The organism is Dietzia sp. NPDC055343, assembly GCF_053645265.1.
The window spans coordinates 46,118-71,142 of sequence record NZ_JBSHMJ010000021.1 but is presented as its reverse complement, the minus strand read 5'-3'; the positions used below and the strand labels follow the sequence as shown (position 1 = coordinate 71,142).

The window sequence follows — 25,025 nt, the reverse complement described above, 5'->3', positions numbered from 1 at the left end:
TTTAACCGGCCCATACTAGTTGCATACTAGTATGATGCGTGTATAATGGAAGTAGAGCGGGCCACAAGGCCCCTCACCCCGAACCCGAAAGGAGCCAACATGGACCACCTAGTCTGCACTACCTGCCTCGTCGGCCTGGTCAACGACGACTGGGTCGCGATCGAGGACAACCACTCGGCAATCGCCACCGCCGAAGCGCTCGGCATGGTCACCCACACCGGCAGCGAGAACCACGGCGTCTACCGCTGCACCGTCTGCGGCGACGACCACTACGGCCGCGCCGAGATCGTCACCGCCGACTGACCCCCACCGCCCCCGCCACCCTGCGGGGGCGGCCCACGGGCGCACGCCCACCCTCGCCAGCCAGGAGAACACCATGAACGCCAGCCCGAAGAAGACCCGCACCGGCTACTACGAGCCCACCGCAGCCAACGCCACCCACCTGCTCGACAACCGCGAGCTCGTCACCCAGGTGCGGTCGGCACTTCATATCACCCACGAGATCGAGCGCCACGACGCCGCCGCCCTGCTCAATGGCCACAAGCGATTCCTCTATCCCCAGATCAGCCGAGTAGCCATGCGAACCCACGGTCTCTACCTCGCCCACAGCATCCCCCAACACCGGGACGACTACAACGGCGACCTGCTCGTCACCGGAGACCGACTCGCCCCCATCCCCAGCCAGGGCTAGTCGACAACCGCCCATCGCCGAGAGGCAGACGGGAAAACCGCAGGTGAGAACCGAAAAACCCCCCACAAGCCACTTGCATACTAGTATCATGCGTGTGCGATAGAAGTAAGCAGAGCCGGAGAGAAAGGTAGAGCAATGGACGATCAGAACTACGAAGTAGAGGATTCCCGCCTCTACAACGGCGACCACATCGCAGGAGTCGCCATGCTGGCAGCGAAGCTCGTCGACGAGCGGCTGCACCCGGGCAGGGGAGAGGACATCTACAGCATCGCCTACATCACCGCGATGACGTTCCGCTACCTCATCAGCGACCCCCGCACCCAGGGCCTCCCCGCCGAGAACGCCCTCGCCGAGGGTGTCACCGTCGACGACATCATCCGCGAGACCATCGCCTCGACCCCGGGCGTTGCCGAGGCGATCATCGCGACCCACTCGACCTCCCCCGTCGTCGATCTCGACGAGTTCGACTACTGACGAGACGCCGCCCATCGCCGAGAGGCAGACGGGCACCACCCGAAAGGGATCTTTCGATGAGCATCACGGTCTACACCAAGCCGCAGTGCGTGCAGTGCGGCGCCACCATTAAGGCCCTCGACAAGGCCGGCATCAGTTATGAACTCGTCGACATCACCGCTGACGCCGCCGCCCGCGACTACGTCATGGCCCTCGGCCACCTCCAGGCCCCCGTCGTCGTCACCGACACCGACCACTGGGCCGGCTTCCGCCCCGACCGCATCAAGAACCTCGCGGCCCACGCCGCCTAAGCCACCCACCAGCAGGGGAGGGGACATCACAATGCACACCATGACCGAGGACCCGCAGGCCACCGCCGACCCGGTCGACGTCGACGACCTCGCCGCCACCGACGACGCCCCCACCGTCCCCGAGCTCGACCCCGAAGCCGCCCTGCTCTGCGCCCTGCTGCACACCACCGACACCGCCGAGGCCCGCCACATCGCCCGCCACCTCACCGCCGACGACTTCCTCACGCCCCGCTACGGCGAGCTGTTCGCCGTCATCGCGGACCTCGTCACCGCAGACGAGCCCCATCACCCGACCCGCGTCCTGGCCGCCCTGACCAGCGCCGGACGCATGGCCGGCCACCACGGCCGACTCCTGGCCGACGCCCTCCAGACCGTCACCCTGCTCGGAACCCCCGCCGTCGGGCTGACCACCCTCGCCGCCGACGTCCTCGACGCCGCCTACCGCCGGGCCTTCGCCGCCACCGCCCACACCCTGACCCGCGCCAGCGCCGAGGCCCCCACCGCCGAGCTGTTCGAGATTCTCCTCGCCCAAGGCCGCGCCATGCGCACCGAGACCGAGCGCCGCGCCTCGCTCACCGCAGGCCCGACCGCCGCCCAGTAACCGTCGGCGACCGACACCACCCAGAAGGGATGATCAGATGCACTCACAGGCCCAGCTCGAGCACCAGGCGCACGACGCCCTGGCAGCACTTGGAGCCACGATCGACCCGGGCACCGTCTCCGACGCCGTCGACCTTTACCTGTGCAAGCACGAGCGGTCGACCGGCCAGCCCGTCGACCGGGACGCCATCGGTGCGGCCGTCGCCGCCGAGGCGATCGAGGCTGCGACCTCATGGCTGCTGACCCTCGACGCGCCGCCCCAGGCGCCCCCGGCAGGGGCGACACCCGTACAGCCGTAGCACCGGGCACGATGACGACATGTACTTGATCGGGACCGGGCCGAGCGAGCTGCACGCCCACATCGACCTCGACCGCCGCAGGCGCGCCCTCGGCGGGGTCGAGGCGTCCGTGGTGTCGACCGCCCACGAGGGCGGGCACTGGTCAGTCGTCGCCGAGATCCGACCCGACACAGCGGGGGAGGGGCAATGACACCCGACGAGGCCCGCTCACTCGGCCGCGCCATCCGCGCCGTCCGCCTCGAGCGCGGACTGTCCCAGCTCAAACTCGCCGTCGCCGTCGGCGTGAAATCCCCCTGGATCAGCGCCTGGGAGCGCGGACAATCAAAGCCCACCGCCCACGGGCCGGCCGCGTCGCCCAGCGCCATTAGCAAAGACCAGCTCGCAGCACTCGCCGAGGCCCTGGACTGCAGCGTCAGTGACATCGCCGACCGGGCGGCGCTGTCGGCCAGCACCCGCCTCATGTTCGGACTCGAGCCACTTGGCGCGGCTCGCACCGTGATCGGTGGCCAGGAGTACGACCTCACCGACGCCGAGGCCGACAAAGCAGCCGCGTTCGTCGCAGGTCTCATCGCCGCCCGCGACCTGCACTGACCGCCGGTGTCGGAGGCCCCGGTTACGGTGCCGGCGTGGACGAGCTGGTGGACCGAATCAGACACGCGGCCGACCAGACAGGCGAGGCACACTTCCTCGAGGTCCTGCGCTGGCACCGCGTCGTCGCCGGCCTTCCTGAGCTCGACTGGGGCGCCCGCGGCGCCTACCGGATCGCCATCACCGAACTAGGAGAGGGCCGTGCCGCCGAACTGCTCGCTGACCTACGACGGCTGGCCCGGAACCCCCGCCGCTACCGCAACGGCGCCGACGGCAAACCCCGCTACCGAGACGGAACGACCAGCGCGCGCCGATACGGCTCCCGGTAGCGCGCCCCCTCCGCTCAGGGTCGGCGCGTACAGACGACACGGCCCCTCGTGCTGAACCCAGCACGAGGGGCCGTGGCGATTCGGTGCGAGGTGTCGCAGATGGCCTGTCAGAGCCAGCCGGAGACCGTCATGTCCCGAATGAAATCGGGGATCCACCAGGCGTCCCCAAAACCGTTAGCCCGAAGAATCTCGAGGTTCGTCCGATTAATCTGCTGCACCGATCCCTGAAAGCCGGGGATGGAGTTGAGCGCTTGAGTTACCGGGTCCATCGTCTACCTACCTGTGATCTGCGAGAACGTCGACGTGGAGGTTACCGGCGGTGACATGTACGCGGGGGCCTCACCTTTGACCACCCGAATATCCATGCGGTGTCTAGGCGAGCGGTTCAATCAGACTGGGGTCAGTGCGGTCCAAGGTGCGCACGTTATTGACCGCCCGGGACACCGGACGGGTTCGCAGGGTCGCCGCGACCGCCCGGGACTCGACGTCGAGCAGGTCGAGCAGATCGGCGGCCTGCTTCTTGCCGATCTTCTCGGGGGCGAGCCAGGTGTCCCACGCGGCCGGGGTGAGGAAGACCGGCATCCGGTCGTGGACCTCGCCGGCCGCGTCCTCGCCGGTGCGGGTGATGATCGTGAACGTCGTCCGCCACTCGGCGTCGTCACCCTCCCGGTGGAAGGCCAGTAGGCCGGCGGCGAGCAGGAGCTCGTCGCCGGGGGCGTGGACGTAACTCGGGTTCTTGACCTTCTTGCCGTTCTCGACGGTTTCCTGCCACTCGAAATACCCAGTCATCGGCACGAGGGCACGCGCCGAGGCGAACGAGGAGCGGAACATCCCGTTCGTCGCCACGCCCTCCAGGCGGGCGTTAATCGGCCGCGGGCCCTTCTCCTTGGCCCACGACGGACGCAGCCCCCACGTCGGCAGGAATCCCTCGCGCACCCGCTGGTCGTCGATCAGGCGATCGCGGATCACCGGCGCCCGCGTGCGAGGGGCAACCGAGTAGGCCGGCTCCCACTCGAACCCCGGATCCGTTCCGTCCAGATCGAGGACGTCGACCAGGTCTGCGCCGGATACGGCTACCGAGTACCGACCACACATGCGGGAGACAGTAGCAAGCGAGAGCGAGATCGGACGCTGACCTGCACAGTTGACGGAATCTGACATTATCGGCACACGATCAGTCGGGAGCCGTGGAACTCACGAATGCACGCGTTTGGCACAGTCTCACAAATCCAGATTGGGGGAGGCGAGCCGTTGTAGCTGACGAGATTCGCCGCAACCACCGAACTGACTCAAAGTAGACGCGCCGGGATCATCGCGTACTTCGAGCCGAACTTGTCGTAGAGCGACTTGATTGAGTCGCTGTCGGCTGCCGACTCGTAGACCGCTCGCCGTACCGCTGGGTCCTTGAGGTCCAGAGCGAGCAGCTCGCCTTCATCCTCGACACCGACGGCGATGATTCGAGCGAATGCACCGCCGTGCTCGTCGGCGTACTGCACCAGAGCCTTGAGCTTGGGAGCGGAGTCGCCCAGGTGTGCCCCGTGCGGGTCGATGATCGACGGACGTAGCTCACCTTCCACGTCGTTGACGAACACGAAATCCGGCTGGATTGACTTCCAGGCGTCGCCGGCCTTGTAGGCCACCCGCAGGGCGTGTTTGCCCGCTGACGGGTTCCGATACCAGCCTGCAAGCGAGTGGTCAGCTATTTCGTGGTCAAGCACCGTCAGTTCCCAGCGGTTTCCGGCCTTCTCCGCGGTGCCGGCCATCTTCTGGTCCAGCGGGTAGGCGCCGGCATCGGTGGATAGCACGTGCTTGCCCACCAGCGGGAGTTCGTTTCCGTCGGTGTCCACGGTATCGACGAGCTCCTCCCGCTTGATTTCGATGTCGACCGGCTCGACACCGCGAGCCATGCCACGGATCTGCTCGTAGATCGATTGACGTGTATCGGGGAGCTTACCGATCTGGCGTGCGTTGCTGATTAGCCAATGCCGAGTTAGGGAGTCAGCCGCGTCCTCGACCACCCTTCGCACGTCGACATCGATAAAAGCCAATGCTGCCACTGCTGCACGCACCGCGGTGATGTCTGTTATGCCCGGCTCGCCAGCCTCGTACTCGGCGTCGATCGCGGCCTGCATGTCGCGTTGCAGGTACCGGTTGACCACCGAAGCGCCTAGCTGCCGACGAAGGTGCCGCAGAGCGTCCTCGACCGTGGCCGCGTCAGCGTCGCGTGAGGTCGTCTCCGACGTGGCTCCGTCGTCGCCATGCGCGGCGCGGATTCGCCGGATGTCGGCGGTCATGATCTGCTTGGCCTCCTCGGCCAGTGCGGAGGCGTTCTCCTCTACCACCATGTCCAGCACATCGAATACCGTCTCGTGGGCGATCTTGTCGGCACCAGGTACCAGGTCATCCTGTGCGAACGCCTGTGCGGACTTGAGCAGCCGTTTGATCGGCCGCGGCGTTGCAGCCGGCTTGCTCTGCGACGGCAGCGACTCGATCAACTCGACCACGGCTTCGTCGACGTGCGGGTTACGCCTCAGCATCACCGGCTTGCGCATCACCTTGCCAACCGCCGCGCCGCGCTGGCCCGAACGCGGTTCGCGGATGCCCATGATCTCCTCGGCGATGATCTTCGCCTTGGCTTTATCGAAGTACGGTAAGTAACACGAAGCGCTGTTGAGCAGTTCGTCGCTGGTCGAGCGGGCCAAGGGGGTCCGCACCATGCGGCCCAGCAACTGGGTCACGTAGGTGTCATTGTCCCCGCTGCTCGGGCGCAGCGAGACGAGCACCTCGGCGCGAGGGCAGTCCCATCCTGTCGATACCGCGTCCTTGGCGACGAGCACTCGGATCCGGTGGTCATCCTCGATGTCCTGCGGAGCGACACGTGGAACCACATATGCACCCACCTCGATCGTCGACCGGTCGCCCAGCACATGCGCCACGCACTGCTCGGGCATATCCGGCCAGTTCTTGCGCACCGTCTCCAGCAGTAGGAGGATTAGTTCATCCTCCTCGCGGCGACCCTTCTCGGTGTCCTTTTCGCCGGCGGCCTTGTTCGGGATCTGGATCACCAGCAGCGGCAGGACCGGCTCGATATCCTGGTCGGCGCAGTAGGCATCCCAGCGCTCGCATATTCCCACGAAGTCCTTGGTCGCATCGCGCACCATTGACGTCATATACTCGCCGTCTTCGTCGGGGATGTCGAGGGTAAGCGTGCTCTTGAGCAAGCCCGAAGCCTGCACGTCCTTCGGGTCAATCGTGACGTTGTCAGGCCTGGTGAACCCGGATGCCTTGTCCATCGCCTCGTCGAACCGCTTTACCGTCGCTGAGATACCCAGAACGATCGGCATTGGCGGGTTGACTCCGTTGCCGGTGATGATTTTTTGCACGATCGTCTGCTCGGTGTTGGACGGTTCCTTCATGCCTTCGTGCGCCTCGTCGAGCACCATGTACAACGTCTTGTCCGGATCGTTAATCGTGTTCGCCAGGATCTCCCAGAACGTGTAGCGCCGCGAATTGCTGTGCTTGACGAAGTCGGCGGATTTGGTCAGCTTGCTGGGATTGATGAAGTAGACCCGGCCGGGCTGCAGTGAGTCCTCCGTGTAGTTCTTGTCCAAGAGCACCATGTCGCCGGGTGCGATGTCGTCGACACAGGTGATGAACCTGCTGCGCGTCTGCTCGTTAAGTGACGGGTCTTTAGAAACCCACAACACCACGGCAGTGGGGTCGGCATCGACGTCGAACTCTCCGCTGCCCCGAAGTAGCGCCTCGATCACTGTCGCCGCAACCACGGTCTTGCCGGAGCCGGTTGTTGCCGAGAGGGCGAATGCGGTCCGGCGACCGCGCTCGTGCCAGTCCGTGCGTGCGTAACCAAGGTCGGTCAAGATCTGCTTAACTGCGCCGACCTGATAGTCCTTCAGCGTCAGCTGCATCAGTCAGACCCTCCCCGTGTTGATCTCGAACGTACGCAGGTACGACTCGTACAGCCTCACCGACTCGACCCCGTCTGGCAGCTGGCCGGCGATCGCCTGATACTGCATTTCGTCATCGGTGACGATATAGGCGACCCGGAGGCCACTGGCATCGGCTACCGCCGACAGGAACGGCTTGGCGGCATCGACGCTGAACAGCACGGCGTAGCGTTCAGCCAGATCGAACATCCCGTTGCGTTCGGTGATGATGCGGCCTTGCGCCCCCGCGCGCATCCACAGCAGCGGTGAGATCTTCCCGAAAGCGAGGTCCAACTCGACCAATGCTGGGTTCTCGTAGGTGAGAGTGAAAAACTCGACGTTCTCCTCGAAGCCGTCGGCCATGGGAAACTCGTCGGTGAATCGGTACTCACCCTTGATTGGCACGCCTTCCGGAGTCTGGCCGGTCACCGCGGCGGCAATCCGGGGCTTTGTGACGCGCTCGCAGATGCCTAAGCAGTCCCACTCGGGATCGCCGGCGCGCAGCCCGCGCTTGAGCAACGCCTCTTCCTCATCGTTGACTTCGTTGTTCGTCACCGAGATGGATCGCCGACAACCACCGTCCTGGCGATTCAAGCGCATGACAGCGTGCGCCGTGGTCCCTGATCCCGAGAAGAAGTCAACGACCAGGGCGTCGGGCTTGTCGCCGATGAAGAAGCGCAAGGCGTCCTCGACCGCGTATAGCGACTTCGGGAACGGAAACTTTCGGCCGGGCAAGATCGCTTTGAGGAGATTGGAGCCGTGCTCTGTCGCATTGTGGCTCTCCCGGTTCCACACGGTCTTGGCCGGCAGCGTGCGCGCTCGCTCGGGGTTGTACTCGATGTTCAAAAATCCCCGCTCGTTCATCCCCTTTGAGATCAGCTCGCCCGACTCCAGACGTTCCATCTCGGCGTTTCGGAGGTAATAAATCGAGCGGGCACCGGTCCGCTTGTTCGGATCGCCAGCTCGGACGTATCCCCGCGAGCGCCGGAACTCGAAGGTGGAGGTATTCAGCTCCCATCGACCTTCGATGCCTCCGCGCTTGAGCGGCCAGACGGCGTCCAACCCAGCAGGCGGTGTGTACGTCGTCCGATCTACATCGAGCGGCAATGCCTCACCGGCGCCGACGACGACGCCTGTCTTCCGGTCGACAAGCACCGGGTAAAACTTCGACGGTGAGTCCGCCCTCAGCGGCCCAGAACCTCCTCGCAACATGCCGCGCCAGATAGGCGACCTGTTCGCGTCGGGCTCGTAGCCGTCAGTAAACAGCATGTCGTTCGAGTACTTCGCGGGCGTTGCGTCTCCGAACTTGACGAAGAACACGTACTCATCCACCCGCGTGAAGGCTGCTACCCGCGAGGCCCCGCCGGGGTTAATCACGCTGCTCACCATCTGAATCCGGGCTTCTGGGAACAGCTGCTCCAGCAGCAGGCCCAGCCTCAGATACTCTTTCTCGTCGATCGTGACGATCAGCACCGAGTCCTCTGGGTTCAGTAGCTCCCTGGCCACTTTGAGGCGACGCTCCATGAACGCTAGCCACTTCGAGTGCGCGTACGAATCACCGGGATCGACGTAGTCGTTGTTGTACTTCCAGTCGTTCGCGCGGGTGTTGTACGGCGGATCGATGTAGATACAGTCGACCTTGCCTCGATTAGTGAAAAGCATGGCTTCGAGCGCGTGATAATTCTCGCCATTGATCACCATGCTGTACGGCTTGTCGCCTCCGCGCTCGACCCTGCCCGTTGACACCAGGCCCGGGTAGATCGGATCGCGGAACTCCGCGATGTAGATCAAGTCCTCGACAGCTCGCGAGACCTCTTCCTTAGTCCGGGGGTCCAGCAGCGAGGCAACTCTGGCCTTTTTCGGGCCAGTGATCCCAGTGACGACCCATGTCGTGCTCGACTCGACCTCGGTCTGGCCGCGCTCGGGTAGGAATCGCGCTTTGTCGCCGACTAGGAGCGGCCGACCGACAAGCGCCACCGATTCCGGCGTGTGGCGCTCGAAGTTGAGGCCGTATTGCCGCCGCGACTGTAGTACTTCCACATGCTTCCGCAGTTCTTTGGCCGTGCCGGGGTCGCTGCTCGCCACTCGGTCGAGAAGGGCCTGAAGTTCGTTGCTCACAAGGCGTAACGGTACTTCGGGCCCGACTGGGGCTGGCGAAGCAGAGGGCGTCATTCCCGAACCGTCGGAGCTCCCCGCTATCCAGGCCAGTCAACTCGGCTTCACCGACCGATTGCTGTTGCACTGAAGTACACCCGTGCGGGACGATACGCCGCCAACCATCGCTGCTGTGTCACAGGGTCCATTGTGGTCGTTATGAAACGTATGACCGTCGGGTCTAGGATCTATTGATACAAATTCCGGGCGAAGGGGTCTTTTCGATGGCTGATCGGGTCGGGACGTTGCTGAACCGTTCTGGTGATGGTGGCGAGGAGGTGCTCATCGTCAGCCGCGGGAACGTGCGGACTCGGTTCCGTCGCCGGGACGAGCTGGGGTGGAACTTCCGGGTGGAGTCGACGGACTCGGAGAACGTCATCGAGCGGAAGCCAAAGCTAAAGCCGGATCCGAAGCCGGGTCGTGAGGCCTCGCGTCCGCGTGGACAGCGGGTGGCGTACGTGCGCGTGTCGGCCGCCGATCAGAACGAGGCGCGTCAGCTCGAGGCGGTGGGGGAGTGCGACCAGGTCTATATCGAAAAGCAGTCCGCTCGCTCGCGTGCTGATCGCGCGAAGCTCGAAGAGTGCATCAGGTATCTGCGAGACGGTGACGAGCTAGTTGTCGCGTCGATGGACCGCCTTGCCCGTTCCCTGGTCGATCTCAAGCAGATCGTCGGTGAAATCACCGCCAAGGGAGCCAGCGTGGAGTTCGTCCACGAACGGGCAACCTACGCCGCCGGCGCCCAGGATCCTCGCGCCGACCTGATGCTCTCTCTACTGGGGGCGTTCGCCGAGTTCGAGCGGGCCATCATCCGTGAACGCCAAGCCGAGGGCATCGCTATCGCGAAAACGAAGGGCAAGTACAAGGGGCGCAAACGCGTCCTGACTGACGAACAGATCAACGAGGCCCGGGCCCGCGTTGAAGCGGGGGAGGGGCCGTCGGCGATCGCCCGCGATCTCGGTGTTGGACGATCCACGCTGTACCGCGCTTTGCAGCGCGTGCACACAAACTGAGGGGCGGTTCGCGCTGTGGTGATCGAGTGTCGGACCCCTGCTGTAGCTTGCGAGAACGCAATCTCCGACCAGGAGGGACCAGATGAGTTCGAGCATGTACCGCAGGCAGCTGGAACAAAAGCGCAAGCAGCGACGAGACGCAGAATCCAAGGTCGGGAACTACAGGACTAAGGAATCGGCCGCCAGGGCAGCCGCCGCCAAGGCCCGCGGTGCAGCGGCGGCCACCAAGAGCTTGACCACCATGAAGAGCAAGATCAGGGAGGCGGAGCGTAAGGACAAAGAGGCGGAAACGGCAGGTAAAGACGCCGCGCAGTGGCAGAAGAGAGTGGACAGCTACTCAAAACACGAGCTGGATCTCCAGGCGAAGTTGGAGCGAACACAACAGTCAGAGCTTGAGGCTGCGGAGCGTAAGCGCAAGGAGGCAGAGGAAGAAGCTGCGCGTAGGGCTGCTGGCGAAAAGCAGGCGTTCAGCTCGCGGCTCAGTCAGGCAGAAGATGCGGTAAACGAGGTAATGCGCTCAATGCCATCGCCCAAAGCGGAAGTCCTCAGAATTTTACTGCTTGGCGCCGCATCCGAGGGGGACCTGAGGATCGGCCGAGAGCAAAAACGGATTCGAACTGCAGTTGAAGCTGCGCTTCACCGTGATCAAATTCAGTTCGACGCACGGCCCGCCGCTACTACTGCGGACTTGATGGACGGAATCACTAAGTTCCGTCCCCACGTCGTTCACTTCTCAGGCCACAGCAGCAGTGCTCTCATCGTCTTCGAGGGAGACCGAGATGAGCAGCACGACGGCGTGATAGTGACTGCACAGGCATTCGCCCGAGCCATGCAAGCCACTGACAGTCCACCCCTGCTCGTTCTCTTGAACTCGTGCAACTCGGCTCCGCAGGCTAACAACCTAGTTGAGGAGAAGATCGTCCCCCTCGCCATCGGAATGGCAGACAGCATTGCCGACACCGATGCCATCAACTACGCCGCACAGTTCTATGCAACCATCGCCAATGGTCAGTCAGTTCGTTCTTCGCATCTAGCAGCTCGGGTAAGTCTTGAGCTTGACGGTCTTGAGGGCTACGAACTCCCTACCTTGACTTCCGCCGACGGCGTAGATCCAGCCCAGGTCATCCTCGTCAAACCGACCGAATAGCGCTGCTATATCGATTCTTCCACTGCGCAATCCCGGGTTCGTGACGAATGCATGTACCGCGAGTGCCTTGGATCGAATCCGGCTGCGTACTCGTGGGCACGCAGGCTGCAGGTGATTGCGGTTTCCCTTGCTGGGTGGCTGCTAGCTGGGCTTAAGTCCGAGTCTTGCGTGTCGCTGAAATACTCCGACGTCGACACGGCAACTTTACGTAACGTCTGGATTCCGGCGCAAGAAAACCGGTGGGAGCCTAGCGATCCGCCGGTGCGGCCTTTTGGCGCGGGCGGGTCAATCAAGATTTGAGTACTGGGGCCGTGTCGAGTGCGAGTGCCATGCTGAGCAGCTCGACGGCCGCGGTGATCGCGAGGGTTGCTGGATTGTCGCTATCCCAGAGGTTGGACTGCTCATGGCTGGGGAAAGATCAATAGCATTAAGCCGTGCGCGGACACAACATCGCCCCCCGCCTGCCGTTCCCGGCTGGGTGGGAATGCTGGGCGGGGGGCGTGCGGGCACGGCCGGCGGTGGGGCGTCAGCCCTGGTCGGTCGCCAGCTTCCTCAGCGACTCGGTGGGGGCGAAGCGCTCGCCGTACTTCGCGGCCAGTTCCTCGGCGCGGGCGACGAAGCCTCTGTAGCCGGTGGCGACCTTGGCGCCCGGCTCGGAGTAGTTCTTCGCGTACTGGCGGGTGCCGCCGGTCCACGCCGGGAAACCGATACCGATGATCGAGCCGATGTTGGCGTCGGCGTCGTCGGTGATCACTCCCTCGTCCACGCACTTCTGCGTCTCGAGGACCTCGGCGAAGATCATGCGGTCGACCAGATCCTGTAGCGGCGGGGCGTTGTCGGGAGAGGTGTTGAACGCCTCCCGCAGGCCCGGCCAGAGTCCGCCGCGCTTGCCGTCGGCGTACTCGTAGAAGCCCGCGCCGGCGGCGCGCCCGGACCGCTTGATCTCCTCGACCATCTTCAGGACGACGCGGTCGGAGGAGTTGGGGACGTATTCCTTGCCCGCGGCCTCCTCAGCCTCGCGGGTGGCCTGACGGATCTTGACCATGAGGTTGAGGTTCAGCTCGTCGGAGAGCTGCAGCGGCGCCGCCGGGTAGCCGGCGATCCGCCCGGCCTGCTCGATGGTGGACGGTTCGATGCCCTCGTCGAGCATGCCGATCGCCTCGTTGACGAAGGTGCCGATGACGCGGGAGGTGTAGAAGCCGCGCGAGTCGTTGACGACGATCGGGATCTTGCGGATCTGCAGCGTCAGATCGATGGCCTTGGCCAGCGTCTCCGGCGTGGTCTTCTCGCCGCGGATGATCTCGACGAGCTGCATCTTGTCGACGGGCGAGAAGAAGTGCAGGCCGATGAAATCCTCCGGCCGCTTGACGCCGGTGGCCAGGTCGGTGATCGGCAGCGTCGAGGTGTTGGAGCTGAGCAGCGCGTCGGGCGCGACGATGTCCTCGATCTCCTGGAAGACCTTCTTCTTGAGATCGGGGGACTCGAACACCGCCTCGATCACCAGGTCGCAGCCGGCGAGCGCCTGCGGGTCGGTGGTCGGGGTGATGCGGGCCAGCAGCGCGTCAGACTTCTCCTGTGTGGTGCGGCCCCGCTCGAGGGCCTTGGCCTCGAGCTTCTCGGAGTACGCCTTACCCTTGTCGGCGGAGGCCTGCTCGACGTCCTTGAGGACGACCTCGATGCCGGCCTTGGCGCAGACGTAGGCGATGCCGGCGCCCATCATGCCCGCGCCGAGGACGCCGACCTTGGTGAACTGGGTGCGCGGGATCTCGGAGCCGTCGGCCGCCTTCGGGCGGGCGCCACCGGAGGAGCAGTGCTGCATGTCGAAGAAGAACGCCTGGATCATGTTCTTCGCGATGGGGCCGGTGACGAGGGAGACGAAGTAGCGCGCCTCAATTTTCTCGGCGGTGGCGAAGTCGACCTGGGAGCCCTCGACGGCAGCGGCCATGATGGCCCGGGGGGCGGGGGCCGGGGCGCCCTTGGTCTGTTTGCGCATGTTGGCGGGGAACGAGGGCAGGACGCCGGCCAGCGCGGGGTCGTCGATCGTGCCGCCGGGCAGCGTCCAGCCCTTGCGATCCCACGGCTGGGTGGGCTCGGGGTCGGTGGCGAGCCAGGCCTTGGCGGCGTCGATGAGCTTCTCGGGCTCGACGACCTCGTCGACCAGGCCGGCCTTGAGGGCCTTGTCGGGCGCGAAGGAACGGCCGGACATGAGGATGTTGGGCACGGCCTGGGCGAGGCCGAACATCCGGACGGTGCGGACGATGCCGCCGCCGCCGGGCAGCAGGCCGAGGGTGACCTCGGGCAGTCCGACCTTGGCCCCGCGGGCGTCGGCCATGACGCGATGGTGGCACGCGAGCGCGAGTTCGAGGCCCCCGCCGAGGGCGGCGCCGTTGATCGCGGCCACGACGGGCACGCCACAGGTCTCGAGGGCACGCATGCGGCCCTTGATCCCCATCGACCGCTCGTACAGTTCGTCGGCCTGCTCAGGGCCGGCCTTGATCATGGACTTGAGGTCACCGCCGCCGAAGAAGCTCTTCTTGGCGGAGGTGAGGACGACTCCCTTGATGGAGTCCTTCTCGGCCACGATGCGGTCGACCGTGGCGGAGAAGTCGTCGATGAAGCGGGAGTTCATCGTGTTGGCGCCGTGGTCGGGGTCGTCCATGGTGATGGTGACGATGCCGTCGCCGTCCTGATCCCACCGGAACATGTTGTCGCTCACTGTTCTTGTACTCCTGTATCGCTGTGGTATCGGTGGGTCAGACGCGTTCGATGATGGTGGCCACACCCATGCCGCCACCCACGCAGAGGGTGATGAGGGCGCGCTTGCCGCCGGTGCGCTCCAGTTCATCGAGGACGGTGCCGGTGATCATGGCGCCGGTCGCGCCGAGCGGGTGGCCCATGGCGATGGCCCCACCGTTGACGTTGAGCTTCTCGTCGGGGATGTCCATGTCCTTCTGGAAGCGCAGGACGACGGAGGCGAAGGCCTCGTTGAGCTCCCAGAGGTCGATGTCGTCGGCGGTCAGGCCGGCGGTGGCGAGGGCCTTCTTGGCGGCCGGGGTCGGCCCGGTGAGCATGATGGTGGTGTCGGCCCCGGAGGTCGCGGCGGCGACGACCCGCGCGCGCGGGGTCATCCCCATCTCCTGTCCGGCCTTCTCGGAGCCCACGACGACGAGGGCGGCGCCGTCGACGATGCCGGACGAGTTGCCGCCGTGGTGGACGTGGTTGATCTCCTCGACCCAGTGGTACTTCTGCAGCGCGACGGCGTCGAAGCCACCCATGTCACCGACCATGGCGAAGGAGGGCTTGAGGCCGGCGAGGGCCTCGACGGTGGTGCCGGGGCGCATGTGTTCGTCGTGGTCGAGGATGGTGATGCCGTTGATGTCCTTGACGGGCACGACCGACTTGGCGAACCGGCCCTCCTCCCAGGCGCGGGCGGCGAGGCGCTGCGAGCGCTCGGCGTAGCGGTCCACGTCCTCGCGGGTGAAGCCCTCGAGGGTGGCGATGAGGTCGGCGCCGATGCCCTGGGGCGAGAAGTAGGTGTCGTAGTTGGTGGCGGGGTCCATCGCCCAGGCGCCACCGTCGGTGCCCATGGGGACGCGCGACATGGACTCGACCCCACCGGCGAAGACGACCTCGTCCCACCCGGAGCGGATCTTCTGGGCGGCCATGTTGATGGACGTCAGCCCCGAGGCGCAGAAGCGGTTGATCTGCACGCCGGCGACCGTGTCGGGCATGCCGGCGGCCAGGGCCGCGATGCGGGGCAGATCCATCCCCTGGTCCCCGAGCGGGGTGACGATGCCGAGGATGATGTCCGAGATGCGGTTCTCGTCGAGATCGGGGAACCGACGACGCGTCTCCTCGATGAGGCCGACCACCAGGTCGATCGGCTTGACCCCGTGTAGGGCACCGCCGGGCTTGCCCTTACCTCGCGGTGTCCGGATGGCGTCGTAGATGAATGCCTCGGTCATGGGTGGGCCACGCTCTTTCTCTTAGCGAACAGGTTCGTATTCCAGTCAGGTTGGTAGCGACCCCATCGGGCTGTCTCTGTGAAGTTCAGCGCTGACGTGATGAGGGTTGTAGTTGTGCGAGGTGAACGCGCTCGCGGTGGCTGGGTCAACGCTCTAGATCAATTCCCGTGCCCGAGAACGCGAGTAACACAGATGGTGGATATGAGGCATGGCCGCAGTTCGAGTTCTATCTCCGATGATGGGCTACTGCCGCCTGTGCCCCCGGCCCGGGTGGGCCGGGGGCACGTATAGCTGGAAGATCAGGGCGGGCACGGTCATGTCCTAAGACTGCTCCGTCGCTCGATATGAGCGTCGATCACCAGCTGGAGTAACCCGGAGCGACTGCCGACCACGGCGTTTTGGTCTCGATCTGTCCGGCCAGACGCAGGAGTATGTCTTCGCGGGCGTAGTCAGCGGCGAGCTGAATCCCGACAGGTAGCCCGTTGTCGTCTGCCCCAGCGGGTAGGGAGATCGCGGGTTGACCCGACACGTTGAACAGGGAGGTAGTAGTGGAATAGGTGGCAGCACGGGTCCAGAGAGTCTTTGGGTCTGTCACGTCGAGATACCCGATCTCGGGGACGCTGAGAGGTACCGACGGCAACAGCAGGACGTCGACGCCGTCATCGCCGAACAGAGTTCCGAGTTGCCAGCCGATGCGCTGCGCGGCCTGAAGGTCGAGGTTGAGGTTGGCCGCAGTCAGTCCGCGCCCATTGTCGAGGATGGTACGGGTGAATGGTTCGAGGTCGTCGTCACGGAGTTCTCGGCCGAGTTGGGCTAGTCGTTTGTCGACGGTTGCCGACATCTGTGCCATCATGATCCGTCCACTGACTGTGATCGCATGGACGACGTCGATGCCTAGGTCGACTTCGTAGAGCTCGTGACCGAGCTCTTCCAGCAGCGCAGCTGTGCGGTCCACGACCTCGGTGATTACGGAGTCTGTGGGGAAGGGTTCGGGTGCTGCCCGAACGATTCCGATCCGTAGCTTCCCCGGATCGATGCCGACTTCGTCGAGGAACGGCCGGACTGGAGTCGGAGCTCCGAAGGCGTCGCCGGGCAGGTGTCCGCAGGTTACGTCCAGCAGCGCCGCGGAATCCCGGACGGTCGTGGTAAGTGCGTGGTGCGTGGTCACTGGGGAGGCAAAGCCCGCCGGGTGGGGCCAGGTCGGGATCCGGCCCCGGCTGGGCTTGAGGCCGACCAACCCGCACGCCGAGGCGGGGATCCGAATGGACCCACCGCCGTCGGTGCCGTGCGCGACCGGAACCATTCCCGAGGCGACGGCTGCCGCCGACCCGCCGCTGGACCCGCCGGTAGAGTAGCCCGTGTTCCACGGGTTACGGCACGGTCCGTAGAACAGTGACTCGGTCGTGGGCATCTTGCCCATTTCGGAGACGTTGGTGGTACCCAGGACCACCATGCCAGCAGCTTTGTAGCGTCGGACTATGGCCGAGTCGGCCTCGGCGATAACGTCCGCGAATAACCGGGAGCCGTCGGTGGCGGGTTGGCCGCACACATCAGCTCCGAGGTTTTTGATCAGAATAGGCACGCCCCGCAGCGGACCGTCCGGCAAGCCGGCGTCGATCTCGGCGAGAGCGTCATCGGCTCGCGTGGACACCACGGCGTTGAGTTCTGGGTTGAGCGCCTCGATGCGACGCAAGGCCTCTTCGGCGACTTCACGGGCGCTGGTATTTCCTGAGCGGATTTCCGCAGCCAAGCTGACCGCGTCACGGTGCGCGGAGACGGCAGGCGGTGATGCGGGGGAGGTGGTCGTGTCGGTCACGGCTCAATCCTCGAGGTAGGCGTCGTCGAAAAGAACTACCGAGTGCGTCGTTGACTTGGCCCCGTGCAGGGACTCGTCGATGATCACGTACTCCACGCCGTTAGCGAAGACGGTGTAGGGGAGCACCTCGTTGTGGACTTCCTGGAGTCTGGCGGCCGCTTCCTTCTGAGAGTCGATGTCGGCTGCGGCCTTGAGCTCGGTGATGGCTGCGGTGAGTCGGGGGTCGTCAATCCCGGTAAGGTTTGTGGCACCACCCGGGGTCATGCCAGAGGCAAACGTGGACGCCGGGTCGGCGTCGGATACGGCAAGTCCTCCCAGCACCAGTTCGTAGTCGCCCTTGAACTGGCGCGCCGTCACCTGCGAGATTGGCGCGTTCTCGATCGTCACGTCGAAACCTGCCGCGTCCAGCAGTGCCTTGACCACGACTCCTGACTCGACCAGCTCCGGTGCGTCTGAGATTAACAGCGTGACTTTGCCGTCCCAGCTTTTCTCCTGCTTGAGCTTGGTCACGAGCGCAGCCGCCCGGTCCTTGTCGAACGCCGGCCCCTGCGCACCGCCGGCAAACCGCGACGTTTCGGCAAGGATGGCCGAGTTGGGCTGCCCCTCGCCACCGTTGAGCCGCTGGTCCATCAGCTCGCGATCCAGGGCGAATCCCACCGCCTGGCGGGCACGCGGATCGGTAAACACGCCGTCGTACCCGCCCGTGCCGGAGTTCATGTTGACCACAGCACCGGAACTGACCACCTCGAGGAAACCCTTCTCCCCTGCATCCTGAGCGGCGTTGACGAACTTGGGCCCCCGAAGGAACCCCGCCTGCAGTTCACCATTCTGGAAGGCGTCAAAGGTGCCCTGTGAACCCGGAATTTGCACGAATCTCAAGGTCGGGCAGACGGGGCCACCGTAGTAGTCGGGATTGGGCTGCAGGACCACCTTCTGATTTGGGATGTACTCATCCATGACGAAGGCACCGGCACCGATGGGCGCCCGCGCCCACTCCTCCGGACTACTGGCTTCGTACGCCTTCTGCGGGATGACTTCCCCGACCGTGCCTGACAGCAATGCCGGGAAGCCCGCCCACGGTTCGGAGAGAGTCATCTGCACGGTTCGCGGATCAACCACCTTGACGTCGTCGATCTGCATGGCGTCGGTCATCGCGACCGACCGAGTAGCCGGGTTCTGATGCAGCCCAACGGTGAACGCAACGTCCTGCGCGGTCAGCGGATCACCGTTGGAGAAGTTCACGCCCTCACGGAGTGCCAACGTCCACACGGTGTTGTCCTCGTTCGACTCCAGCGACTCCGCCAGTTGTGGGACGAACTCTCCAGCCTGACTGTCCCAGCGCATGAGACGGTCGTAGATGGCCGCGGACTGAGCTCCACCGCGCACACCGAACTGACCCTGTCCCGGGGCGAACGACGGCAGCATGACGTACTCACCCATGGTGATCGTCCCACCGACCTTGTCCGGGGTGCACTCCTCACCCATGGTCGGCACCAGCGCGCCGGCGTCGACTTGATCGACGGGCCCCTCGCTACTTCCACACGCGCTCAGGACAACAGTCGCAGCCGTGAGAATTGCCGCAGCATTGGCGTATTTCATTGCGCTCCAAAAGGTGAGTTAGAGGGGTTCGTAGTACGAGACGAGGAGCCGACGACTCGACTCTGCGTGACGAGTATCACGAACTGTGGACAACTAGTCAATAGCTAAAAATGGCGACCTGATGGCGTGGCGAGATGGGTGAGGCGACCGAGTTTTCGCGCTGAGGCGTCTCGTTGACGCCTGTATCTCGACGCGTCGAAATCGAGCATAGCGGACCGTCTACCAGCAGTTATGGGCGAAGCATTGACACCGTAAGGGGCAACCCTTACAGTGCATAAATGTGACTGGAGCCACTTCTCGACAGGCGATGATTGACGCTGCTGAGCGAATTGTCGCCGAGCGAGGAATGCCTGCGCTCACCTTCACGGAAGTTCAAGCCGCGGCGAATCAACTGAATAACTCGGCCGCGAAGTACCATTTTGGTTCTCGGGAGAATCTGCTCGGCGCCGTGGTGGAATCTCGAATGGCGCGTGTCCATATTCGCCGGCAGGAGATGCTCGACGAACTCGAACAATCAGGCCGGAGCCCATCCGTGCGTCAGGCCATGGAAGTGTTGGTTCTTCCACTAGCCGCGGAGACCGTCTATCGGGAAGGGAGTCGCTGTGCCCGATTTCTGGTTCAGGCCGTGTTCGACCCCGCACTGGAGGCCGTCCTGCGCGGCCATCTCCACGCTGATAGTTACTTGGCGACAATGAAGCTGTTGACCGATCTGTCCCAAGTCTCGCCCGAGGTCGGGCGGTGGCGTGCGCAGAACGTCAACATGCTCCTCATGACCGCTCTCGCGGCACAAGAGGGCTACGAGCGAACGATCGAGGAATGTGACGCGATCGTCGCCGATCTGGTCAACATGTGTGTCGGCGCATTCGACGCTCGGACGTCGTTTCCGGCTCTGATCGGCACCTCGCTCAGAAGTAGTCACGCGCTCCCGGCCCGGCTCCAACCAGTGCCCACGCCTGTCGATCCGCTGACCTGACTCCCGGCTGCTGTCTGGTCCAGCGCTGCGTGTGCTCATCCTCATCCCGCCGCTGCTTCGACTCACCTGACCATTCGCGATCTACAGGTGTACGTACAACCGCTCCATCGAGCTATCTGTCGCTGCCCGATACAGATCAAGGACAACTCGTATGACACTCAATCTCGCCGACCTCTTCGAAGCCGTCGTCGACGCTGTTTCCGAGCGCAGTTGCATCGTCTGCGGTGACGAGCGACGAACCTATCTGCAGCTCGAACACCGTGCCAATCAGCTCGCCCACGCACTTGAGGCCTCGGGTGTGGAAGCCGGGGAGCATGTCGGCATCCACATGCGCAACAGCGTCCAGTTCGTGGAGTCGATACTGGCCTGCCTGAAAATCCGGGCAGTTCCGGTCAACATCAACTACCGCTACACCGAAGCTGAACTCATCTACCTGTACACCGACGCGCAGCTGACGACCGTGATCGCAGATAGCGAGTACTTGCCCGTCATCCAGGCCGCGCTGACATCGTGTCCCAGCATCACGACACTGTTCTGCCTGGGATCGATCGACGCGCAGGGCAGTGGAGCAGCCAAGCTCTTCGACTTCGAACTCGCGCTGGCCGCGCAATCCACCACACGAGACTTCGCCTCCCGCAGTGCCGATGACCGGTTCATCATCTATACCGGGGGCACGACAGGTATGCCCAAGGGTGTCGTCTGGCGCCAGGAGGACTTCTTTATGGCAGCACTTGCCGGTGGAAATCACAACGGCCCGCCCTTCACCGATAGCGGCGAGCTCGCCGCCTCCGCTGCATCAAATACCCAGCCTATGGTCACGTTGCTGCCCGCTCCGTTGATGCACGGGGCGGCCGTCTACTCGCTCTTCAGTGGTTTCTTCGCAGGCTGGAAGCAGGTGTTGATGCCAGCTTTCGATCCGCACGAGGCCCTCCGCCTCGTCCAAGACGAGCATGTGTCCTGCCTCATCATCGTTGGCGACGCGATGGCGCGGCCGCTAGCCGACGAGATCGAGCGCCACGGAGGATCGTTCGACCTCAGTGCACTGGTTATGGTCAGTTCTGGGGGGGCGCTGTGGTCTCGTAGCTCCAAAGCTCAGCTCCTTGAGCAATTGCCCAATCTGTACCTTCGCGACGGGTTCGGCGCCTCCGAGTCCGGCGTCGACGGCACACTCGAAACAGATGAGAACGGCATAACCCGGGTGCGCGGCAACCCGAACATGACGTTGGTCAACGCTGAGCTGCAGCCGATCCCGCCGGGGTCCGACGAGCTTGGGTTCATCGCGCGTAGCGGCCACGTCCCTCTGGGGTACTTCAACGATCCGATCAAGACCGCCAAGACTTTTCCCATCGTCGACGGTGTCCGCATGTCGGTCTTGGGTGACATGGGACGAATTGAGTCAGACGGCGCGATTGTTTTGCTCGGTCGAGGTTCAGGCTGCATCAACACCGGCGGAGAGAAGGTGTTCCCCGAAGAGGTTGAAGCGGCACTCAAGAGCTACCCGACCGTCATGGATGCCGTTGTCACCGGCATTCCTCACGAGCGATACGGGGAGCAGGTCGCCGCTGTGATCCAACTACGGGATGGTGCCCGCGACTTCGACGAGGATCACCTGGTGGAGCATTGCCGGGCGTTGATCGCCGGGTACAAGATTCCGCGCTCCATCACCCTCGTTTCCCACGTGGTGCGCTCGCCCGCAGGCAAGGCGGACTACAGGTGGGCACGCCAGGTCGCGACCACCTCCTGAGGCTGCCGCTTGCTGGGCCGCTGCAGTACGTTAGTGCACAACCGGAGTGTGACGAATGCAGCTAGACGGGCCGTCACGTTGTCGACGGAAGGTCAAGATGAACGATACTGGCCTTTCTGCCGACATCGTGGGCGGCCGACTGAGCGGGAAGGTAGCTGTAGTCACTGATGGTGGCCAGGGGGTGGGTGAAGGTATCGCCTTGGCTCTCGCCGCCTCTGGGGCCGCGGTGCTGCTCGTCGGTCGGAAGCTGTACAAGCTCGAGCGGGTAGCGGAGGTGATCCGCGCGGTTGGGGGCAGCGCGGACTCCCTGGCGGTCGACATCACAGAAAGTTCGGCACCAGAGGTGGTCTTCGCGACGGCTGTTCAGTGGCTGGGAGGCGTGGACATTCTGGTAAACAACGCCACTCCCGCCGGGCCGATGCCACTTGAGGACTATTCGGACGCCGACTTTCGCCTGGCCTTCGAAGCGGGACCCCGAACCTCGCTGAGCTTGATGAAGTTGACCTACCCAATCATGGCTGCACGAGGTGGGGGAGTGGTGATCAATCTTGTCTCCTCGGCCGGAGCTCGATGGGACGCCGCCGGCTATGGCGTATACGCGGCAGTGCATGAAGCCATCAGAGCGTTGACCCGAGCGGCGGCCTGGGAATGGGGAGCAGAGGGCATACGGGCACTCAATGTGGCAGCGCACGCTCGTAACCCCGGCTTGGACTGGTGGATGCGCCACAACCCGAAGGAGGCCGAAGAACTTCTCTCGGCCATCCCAGCTAGACGACCAGGCGACCCTCGATCGGACATTGGTGACGCGGTGGCCTGGTTGTGCTCAGACGAAGCGTCTTATCTGACCGGTGTCACAATCCCGCTCGACGGCGGTCAATCTCGCTGGGGGTGAACACCACGTCACATCTGGCCATGCCACAATACTGACCGCACCTTCGATTCGCAACGTTCCAGTTAGGCCCGATGCCCTAGTTGTGATCCCTGCGCCGCGCACGCGAGCGCAGTCAGCGATCGACGTCTCGAGACGCCGCTATGCGGACACTGATGAGGCATCTCGATTCGCGGCGGACCCATAGATCGGCGGGTAGGACGAGTGACTACTTACGTTACATAAGCCCTGGTTACCGGCGTGGACCCAAATCCTCCGGAATGTGTACAGCTTCGCTCGGCCCGGAAAGTCTGGACGCCGGCGCCGATAACCATCGACGGGCTGATCAACGGGCCACAACGGTCGAGACCATCACCTGATCTTCGAAGTAGCGCAGCGATGTCTGCGGACGGCTTCATAGTTGCCGCATCGGGCGCTGCAGTAGGCGCGCCGCCCGTTGCGGCTGGTATCGACGAAGACCTCCGGGCACCCTCTCCGCATGCAGGCCCCGAGCTGAGCCCCCGCGGACTCGACGGCGAAGATCGCCAGACCGCCGGCGGTGATCGCCCTGGTCCGCGCGAGCACGTCATCGTGGTCGGCCGTGAAGTGCAGGTGGGGTTTCATGCCGTCATGGGTACTCAGGAACGCTCTCGAGGTCGCCGCCTCCAGAAGGCCGTTGAGCGAAGCGCAGATCGATTCGACATCACCGGCCTCGAACGGCGCCCGCAACATGGTGGACCACTCACGCAGCTGTTGGGACTGCACCTCGGAAAGGTGCGGGTCGCGGACCTCGAACCGGTGCAGCGCGGCCACTGCTGCGCCGGTTTCCCATCCGCGGCCCACGAGCGAGACCAACTCCGCCGCCAGGAGCGGCCCCAACATGTTGTCATGGTTGAACTGCATCAACCCATTGCATCATGGTCGGGGTATGAGACACGGAAATAACATGCGGTCGACACTCCAAACCCACTCGGAAACGATGAATCGCGGCCCCAGCGGTGACCACCAGTGGCAGGTCAGCTCGACGCACCCAACCAGTGAAGGTCTCATCAGCTACGAATCCTGTCCGTGCGGCACGTACCGGGTGCGCCGCAGCGGCATACCCCTCGCCCAGACGTCTGGCAGAAACGGCCGAAATGCGCGGTGACCGGCACTAATGACGAGAAATGTCAGCTTCCATTAGCTGCTTTTGTCCGGGGAGCCGCTGTAAAGGGCAGCAGCCACCACCGGGTTGTCACCGGTGGTGGCCCGCCCTGTCAGTGGTGAGTCAGTCGGGCTGCCACGGCCGTGAGTAGCTCGCTCCAAGCCGACTGGAATTTGCAGATGCCTTCATGCTCGAGCTGGTGGAAGACATCACGGAGGTCTATGCCGACCTCGCCAAGGGCCTCGAACAACGCGGCGGGCTCCTCGAACTTTCCGGTTCTCGCCCGGGGGGATGGAATGGTCCCGTGGTCGGCAAAAGCTTCGAGGGTGGCCGCCGGCATGGTGTTGACCGTTGCGGGGGCGATGAGCTCGCTGACATACAGAGTGTCGGGGTACTGGTCGTTCTTCACCCCGGTCGATGCCCACAGGGGTCGCTGCGGACGAGCGCCCGCCGCGGCAAGTGCTTGGAACCGGTCGGAGCGCTCGAATGCCTGCTGGAACGCGGTATAGGCCAACCGGGCGTTGGCCAGTGCCGCCTGGCCCTTCAACGAGTGCGCCGCCGGTGTGCCGATGGCCTCGAGTCGGGCATCGACCTCGGTATCGACCCGGGAGACGAAAAACGATGCCACCGAGTGGATAGACGCTAGGTCCCGGCCGGCCCGGGATGCCGCGTCCAAGCCGTCAAGGTAGGCCTGCACAACTTGTATGTAGCGCTCCACTGAGAAAATCAGCGTGACATTCACACTGATGCCCTCGGCCAGGACGTCGGTGATCGCGGTCAACCCGGCGGTGGTCGCTGGGATCTTGATCAGTAGGTTGGGGCGATCCACGAGTCGCCACAGCTCAATCGCCTGAGCCACCGTGGCATCAACATCGTGGGCCAGTCGGGGATCCACCTCGATCGACACCCGGCCGTCTATAGTCCCACTGGCCTGATAGACCGGCGCCAAGACATCGCATGCGGCACGAACATCATCAGTGGTCACAGTCTGGATCACGGCGTCCACGCCATGGCCCTCGCCGTCGAGGTGGCCGATCTGTTCGTCATAGGCCGCCCCCGTCGTCAATGCCGCATGGAAGATCGCGGGATTGGTCGTCACCCCCACCACCGACCGCGTCTCCACCAGCTCTGCCAGGCGACCAGACGAAATCAAATCCCGGGACAAGTCGTCAAGCCATACCGACACCCCGGACCGGGACAAGTCGTCAAGCCGCTCGTTCTGAATCATCGTTATTCCTCCAAATCACGTCGACGATCGCTCGCCGCAGGTCTCGTCCGGGCGGGGCCCGATATCGAGCCCGCAGCCTGACTGCAGTCATCTGTGTACATCTGTGTTGTGTGGAGCCGCCGTATGGCGTATGGGCGCATCATTCCGCTGGGCGGGCGAGCC

The 25,025-nt window shown here is 64.2% G+C and carries 23 protein-coding genes; 14 read left to right on the top strand and 9 right to left on the bottom strand.

Translation table 11 applies throughout. The features are described from left to right. Positions 1-99: 99 nt before the first annotated feature. The 9 genes from ACWIE7_RS11605 to ACWIE7_RS11565 all read left to right on the top strand — a co-directional run bounded on the left by ACWIE7_RS11605 (position 100) and on the right by ACWIE7_RS11565 (position 3,271). Positions 100-303 (top strand): hypothetical protein, encoded by a 204-nt coding sequence (locus tag ACWIE7_RS11605; RefSeq protein WP_378002107.1) that lies wholly within the window; start codon positions 100-102, stop codon positions 301-303. Positions 304-376: 73 nt separating this feature from the next. Further along, positions 377-691: a hypothetical protein gene (locus ACWIE7_RS11600; RefSeq protein ID WP_378002106.1), complete on the top strand. Its 315-nt coding sequence runs from the start codon at positions 377-379 to the stop codon at positions 689-691. A 135-nt stretch (positions 692-826) separates the two neighbouring features. Further along, entirely contained in the window at positions 827-1,165 is a 339-nt protein-coding gene (locus ACWIE7_RS11595; protein WP_378002105.1) for a hypothetical protein, read from the top strand. A gap of 56 nt (positions 1,166-1,221) precedes the next feature. Then, on the top strand, positions 1,222-1,455 hold the full coding sequence (gene nrdH / locus ACWIE7_RS11590; RefSeq protein WP_061230154.1) for a glutaredoxin-like protein NrdH: 234 nt from the start codon (positions 1,222-1,224) through the stop codon (positions 1,453-1,455). Positions 1,456-1,495: 40 nt separating this feature from the next. Beyond that, positions 1,496-2,056: a DnaB-like helicase N-terminal domain-containing protein gene (locus ACWIE7_RS11585; RefSeq protein ID WP_454058751.1), complete on the top strand. Its 561-nt coding sequence runs from the start codon at positions 1,496-1,498 to the stop codon at positions 2,054-2,056. A 37-nt stretch (positions 2,057-2,093) separates the two neighbouring features. Further along, the gene (locus ACWIE7_RS11580) at positions 2,094-2,354 is read left to right on the top strand and encodes a hypothetical protein (RefSeq protein WP_070721487.1); all 261 of its coding nucleotides are present in this window, start codon (positions 2,094-2,096) and stop codon (positions 2,352-2,354) included. Positions 2,355-2,373: 19 nt separating this feature from the next. Further along, the gene (locus ACWIE7_RS11575; RefSeq protein ID WP_454058750.1) at positions 2,374-2,544 is read left to right on the top strand and encodes a hypothetical protein; all 171 of its coding nucleotides are present in this window, start codon (positions 2,374-2,376) and stop codon (positions 2,542-2,544) included. Next, positions 2,541-2,945: a helix-turn-helix domain-containing protein gene (locus ACWIE7_RS11570; protein WP_378002103.1), complete on the top strand. Its 405-nt coding sequence runs from the start codon at positions 2,541-2,543 to the stop codon at positions 2,943-2,945. Before ACWIE7_RS11575 ends, ACWIE7_RS11570 begins: the two co-directional genes overlap by 4 nt. A gap of 35 nt (positions 2,946-2,980) precedes the next feature. Then, positions 2,981-3,271: a hypothetical protein gene (locus tag ACWIE7_RS11565; protein ID WP_454058749.1), complete on the top strand. Its 291-nt coding sequence runs from the start codon at positions 2,981-2,983 to the stop codon at positions 3,269-3,271. Between the two features lie 372 nt (positions 3,272-3,643). Here the strand turns inward: ACWIE7_RS11565 and ACWIE7_RS11560 are convergent, their stop codons facing one another. From ACWIE7_RS11560 to ACWIE7_RS11550, 3 genes are all read right to left on the bottom strand, one after another. Then, positions 3,644-4,366: an SOS response-associated peptidase gene (locus ACWIE7_RS11560; RefSeq protein WP_454058748.1), complete on the bottom strand. Its 723-nt coding sequence runs from the start codon at positions 4,364-4,366 to the stop codon at positions 3,644-3,646. A 194-nt stretch (positions 4,367-4,560) separates the two neighbouring features. Beyond that, entirely contained in the window at positions 4,561-7,197 is a 2,637-nt protein-coding gene (locus ACWIE7_RS11555; RefSeq protein ID WP_378002100.1) for a DEAD/DEAH box helicase, read from the bottom strand. A 3-nt stretch (positions 7,198-7,200) separates the two neighbouring features. Then, positions 7,201-9,333 (bottom strand): site-specific DNA-methyltransferase, encoded by a 2,133-nt coding sequence (locus tag ACWIE7_RS11550; RefSeq protein WP_378002099.1) that lies wholly within the window; start codon positions 9,331-9,333, stop codon positions 7,201-7,203. Between the two features lie 260 nt (positions 9,334-9,593). On the opposite strand from ACWIE7_RS11550, the gene ACWIE7_RS11545 reads away from it, so the two are divergent. Both ACWIE7_RS11545 and ACWIE7_RS11540 read left to right on the top strand, forming a co-directional pair. Next, positions 9,594-10,379, top strand: coding sequence for a recombinase family protein (locus ACWIE7_RS11545; RefSeq protein ID WP_454058747.1), 786 nt, complete (start codon positions 9,594-9,596; stop codon positions 10,377-10,379). Between the two features lie 82 nt (positions 10,380-10,461). Continuing rightward, complete coding sequence (locus ACWIE7_RS11540; protein WP_378002098.1) at positions 10,462-11,526, top strand: CHAT domain-containing protein; 1,065 nt, start codon at positions 10,462-10,464, stop codon at positions 11,524-11,526. A gap of 526 nt (positions 11,527-12,052) precedes the next feature. Here the strand turns inward: ACWIE7_RS11540 and ACWIE7_RS11535 are convergent. The 4 genes from ACWIE7_RS11535 to ACWIE7_RS11520 form a co-directional block, all read right to left on the bottom strand. Beyond that, positions 12,053-14,242 (bottom strand): 3-hydroxyacyl-CoA dehydrogenase NAD-binding domain-containing protein, encoded by a 2,190-nt coding sequence (locus ACWIE7_RS11535; RefSeq protein ID WP_454058746.1) that lies wholly within the window; start codon positions 14,240-14,242, stop codon positions 12,053-12,055. A 37-nt stretch (positions 14,243-14,279) separates the two neighbouring features. After that, complete coding sequence (locus ACWIE7_RS11530) at positions 14,280-15,491, bottom strand: acetyl-CoA C-acetyltransferase (protein ID WP_378002096.1); 1,212 nt, start codon at positions 15,489-15,491, stop codon at positions 14,280-14,282. Positions 15,492-15,846: 355 nt separating this feature from the next. Beyond that, the gene (locus ACWIE7_RS11525) at positions 15,847-17,307 is read right to left on the bottom strand and encodes an amidase (RefSeq protein ID WP_378002095.1); all 1,461 of its coding nucleotides are present in this window, start codon (positions 17,305-17,307) and stop codon (positions 15,847-15,849) included. A gap of 3 nt (positions 17,308-17,310) precedes the next feature. Continuing rightward, on the bottom strand, positions 17,311-18,732 hold the full coding sequence (locus tag ACWIE7_RS11520; protein ID WP_454069289.1) for an ABC transporter substrate-binding protein: 1,422 nt from the start codon (positions 18,730-18,732) through the stop codon (positions 17,311-17,313). A gap of 454 nt (positions 18,733-19,186) precedes the next feature. Here ACWIE7_RS11520 and ACWIE7_RS11515 point away from each other — a divergent pair, with 454 nt between their 5' ends. The 3 genes from ACWIE7_RS11515 to ACWIE7_RS11505 all read left to right on the top strand — a co-directional run bounded on the left by ACWIE7_RS11515 (position 19,187) and on the right by ACWIE7_RS11505 (position 22,515). Further along, the gene (locus ACWIE7_RS11515) at positions 19,187-19,879 is read left to right on the top strand and encodes a TetR/AcrR family transcriptional regulator (RefSeq protein ID WP_454058744.1); all 693 of its coding nucleotides are present in this window, start codon (positions 19,187-19,189) and stop codon (positions 19,877-19,879) included. A 151-nt stretch (positions 19,880-20,030) separates the two neighbouring features. Further along, a complete protein-coding gene (locus ACWIE7_RS11510; RefSeq protein ID WP_378002092.1) occupies positions 20,031-21,623 on the top strand; it encodes an acyl-CoA synthetase in 1,593 nt (530 codons plus the stop codon). Positions 21,624-21,720: 97 nt separating this feature from the next. Continuing rightward, the gene (locus ACWIE7_RS11505; protein ID WP_378002091.1) at positions 21,721-22,515 is read left to right on the top strand and encodes an SDR family NAD(P)-dependent oxidoreductase; all 795 of its coding nucleotides are present in this window, start codon (positions 21,721-21,723) and stop codon (positions 22,513-22,515) included. A gap of 348 nt (positions 22,516-22,863) precedes the next feature. Here ACWIE7_RS11505 and ACWIE7_RS11500 read toward each other — a convergent pair whose 3' ends face one another. Together ACWIE7_RS11500 and tal are read right to left on the bottom strand one after the other, a co-directional pair. Further along, entirely contained in the window at positions 22,864-23,394 is a 531-nt protein-coding gene (locus ACWIE7_RS11500; RefSeq protein ID WP_378002090.1) for a CGNR zinc finger domain-containing protein, read from the bottom strand. Positions 23,395-23,747: 353 nt separating this feature from the next. After that, entirely contained in the window at positions 23,748-24,863 is a 1,116-nt protein-coding gene (tal, locus tag ACWIE7_RS11495) for a transaldolase (RefSeq protein ID WP_378002089.1), read from the bottom strand. Between the last annotated feature and the right edge of the window lie 162 nt (positions 24,864-25,025).

Coding starts and splice junctions, on each gene's coding strand:
- ACWIE7_RS11605 (WP_378002107.1), top strand. CDS start 100: ATGGACCACCTAGTCTGCACTACCTGCCTCGTCGGCCTGGTCAACGAC.
- ACWIE7_RS11600 (WP_378002106.1), top strand. CDS start 377: ATGAACGCCAGCCCGAAGAAGACCCGCACCGGCTACTACGAGCCCACC.
- ACWIE7_RS11595 (WP_378002105.1), top strand. CDS start 827: ATGGACGATCAGAACTACGAAGTAGAGGATTCCCGCCTCTACAACGGC.
- nrdH (WP_061230154.1), top strand. CDS start 1,222: ATGAGCATCACGGTCTACACCAAGCCGCAGTGCGTGCAGTGCGGCGCC.
- ACWIE7_RS11585 (WP_454058751.1), top strand. CDS start 1,496: ATGACCGAGGACCCGCAGGCCACCGCCGACCCGGTCGACGTCGACGAC.
- ACWIE7_RS11580 (WP_070721487.1), top strand. CDS start 2,094: ATGCACTCACAGGCCCAGCTCGAGCACCAGGCGCACGACGCCCTGGCA.
- ACWIE7_RS11575 (WP_454058750.1), top strand. CDS start 2,374: ATGTACTTGATCGGGACCGGGCCGAGCGAGCTGCACGCCCACATCGAC.
- ACWIE7_RS11570 (WP_378002103.1), top strand. CDS start 2,541: ATGACACCCGACGAGGCCCGCTCACTCGGCCGCGCCATCCGCGCCGTC.
- ACWIE7_RS11560 (WP_454058748.1), bottom strand. CDS start 4,366: ATGTGTGGTCGGTACTCGGTAGCCGTATCCGGCGCAGACCTGGTCGAC.
- ACWIE7_RS11555 (WP_378002100.1), bottom strand. CDS start 7,197: ATGCAGCTGACGCTGAAGGACTATCAGGTCGGCGCAGTTAAGCAGATC.
- ACWIE7_RS11545 (WP_454058747.1), top strand. CDS start 9,594: ATGGCTGATCGGGTCGGGACGTTGCTGAACCGTTCTGGTGATGGTGGC.
- ACWIE7_RS11540 (WP_378002098.1), top strand. CDS start 10,462: ATGAGTTCGAGCATGTACCGCAGGCAGCTGGAACAAAAGCGCAAGCAG.
- ACWIE7_RS11530 (WP_378002096.1), bottom strand. CDS start 15,491: ATGACCGAGGCATTCATCTACGACGCCATCCGGACACCGCGAGGTAAG.
- ACWIE7_RS11520 (WP_454069289.1), bottom strand. CDS start 18,732: ATGCTGCCGTCGTTCGCCCCGGGACAGGGTCAGTTCGGTGTGCGCGGT.
- ACWIE7_RS11510 (WP_378002092.1), top strand. CDS start 20,031: ATGACACTCAATCTCGCCGACCTCTTCGAAGCCGTCGTCGACGCTGTT.
- ACWIE7_RS11505 (WP_378002091.1), top strand. CDS start 21,721: ATGAACGATACTGGCCTTTCTGCCGACATCGTGGGCGGCCGACTGAGC.
- ACWIE7_RS11500 (WP_378002090.1), bottom strand. CDS start 23,394: ATGCAGTTCAACCATGACAACATGTTGGGGCCGCTCCTGGCGGCGGAG.
- tal (WP_378002089.1), bottom strand. CDS start 24,863: ATGATTCAGAACGAGCGGCTTGACGACTTGTCCCGGTCCGGGGTGTCG.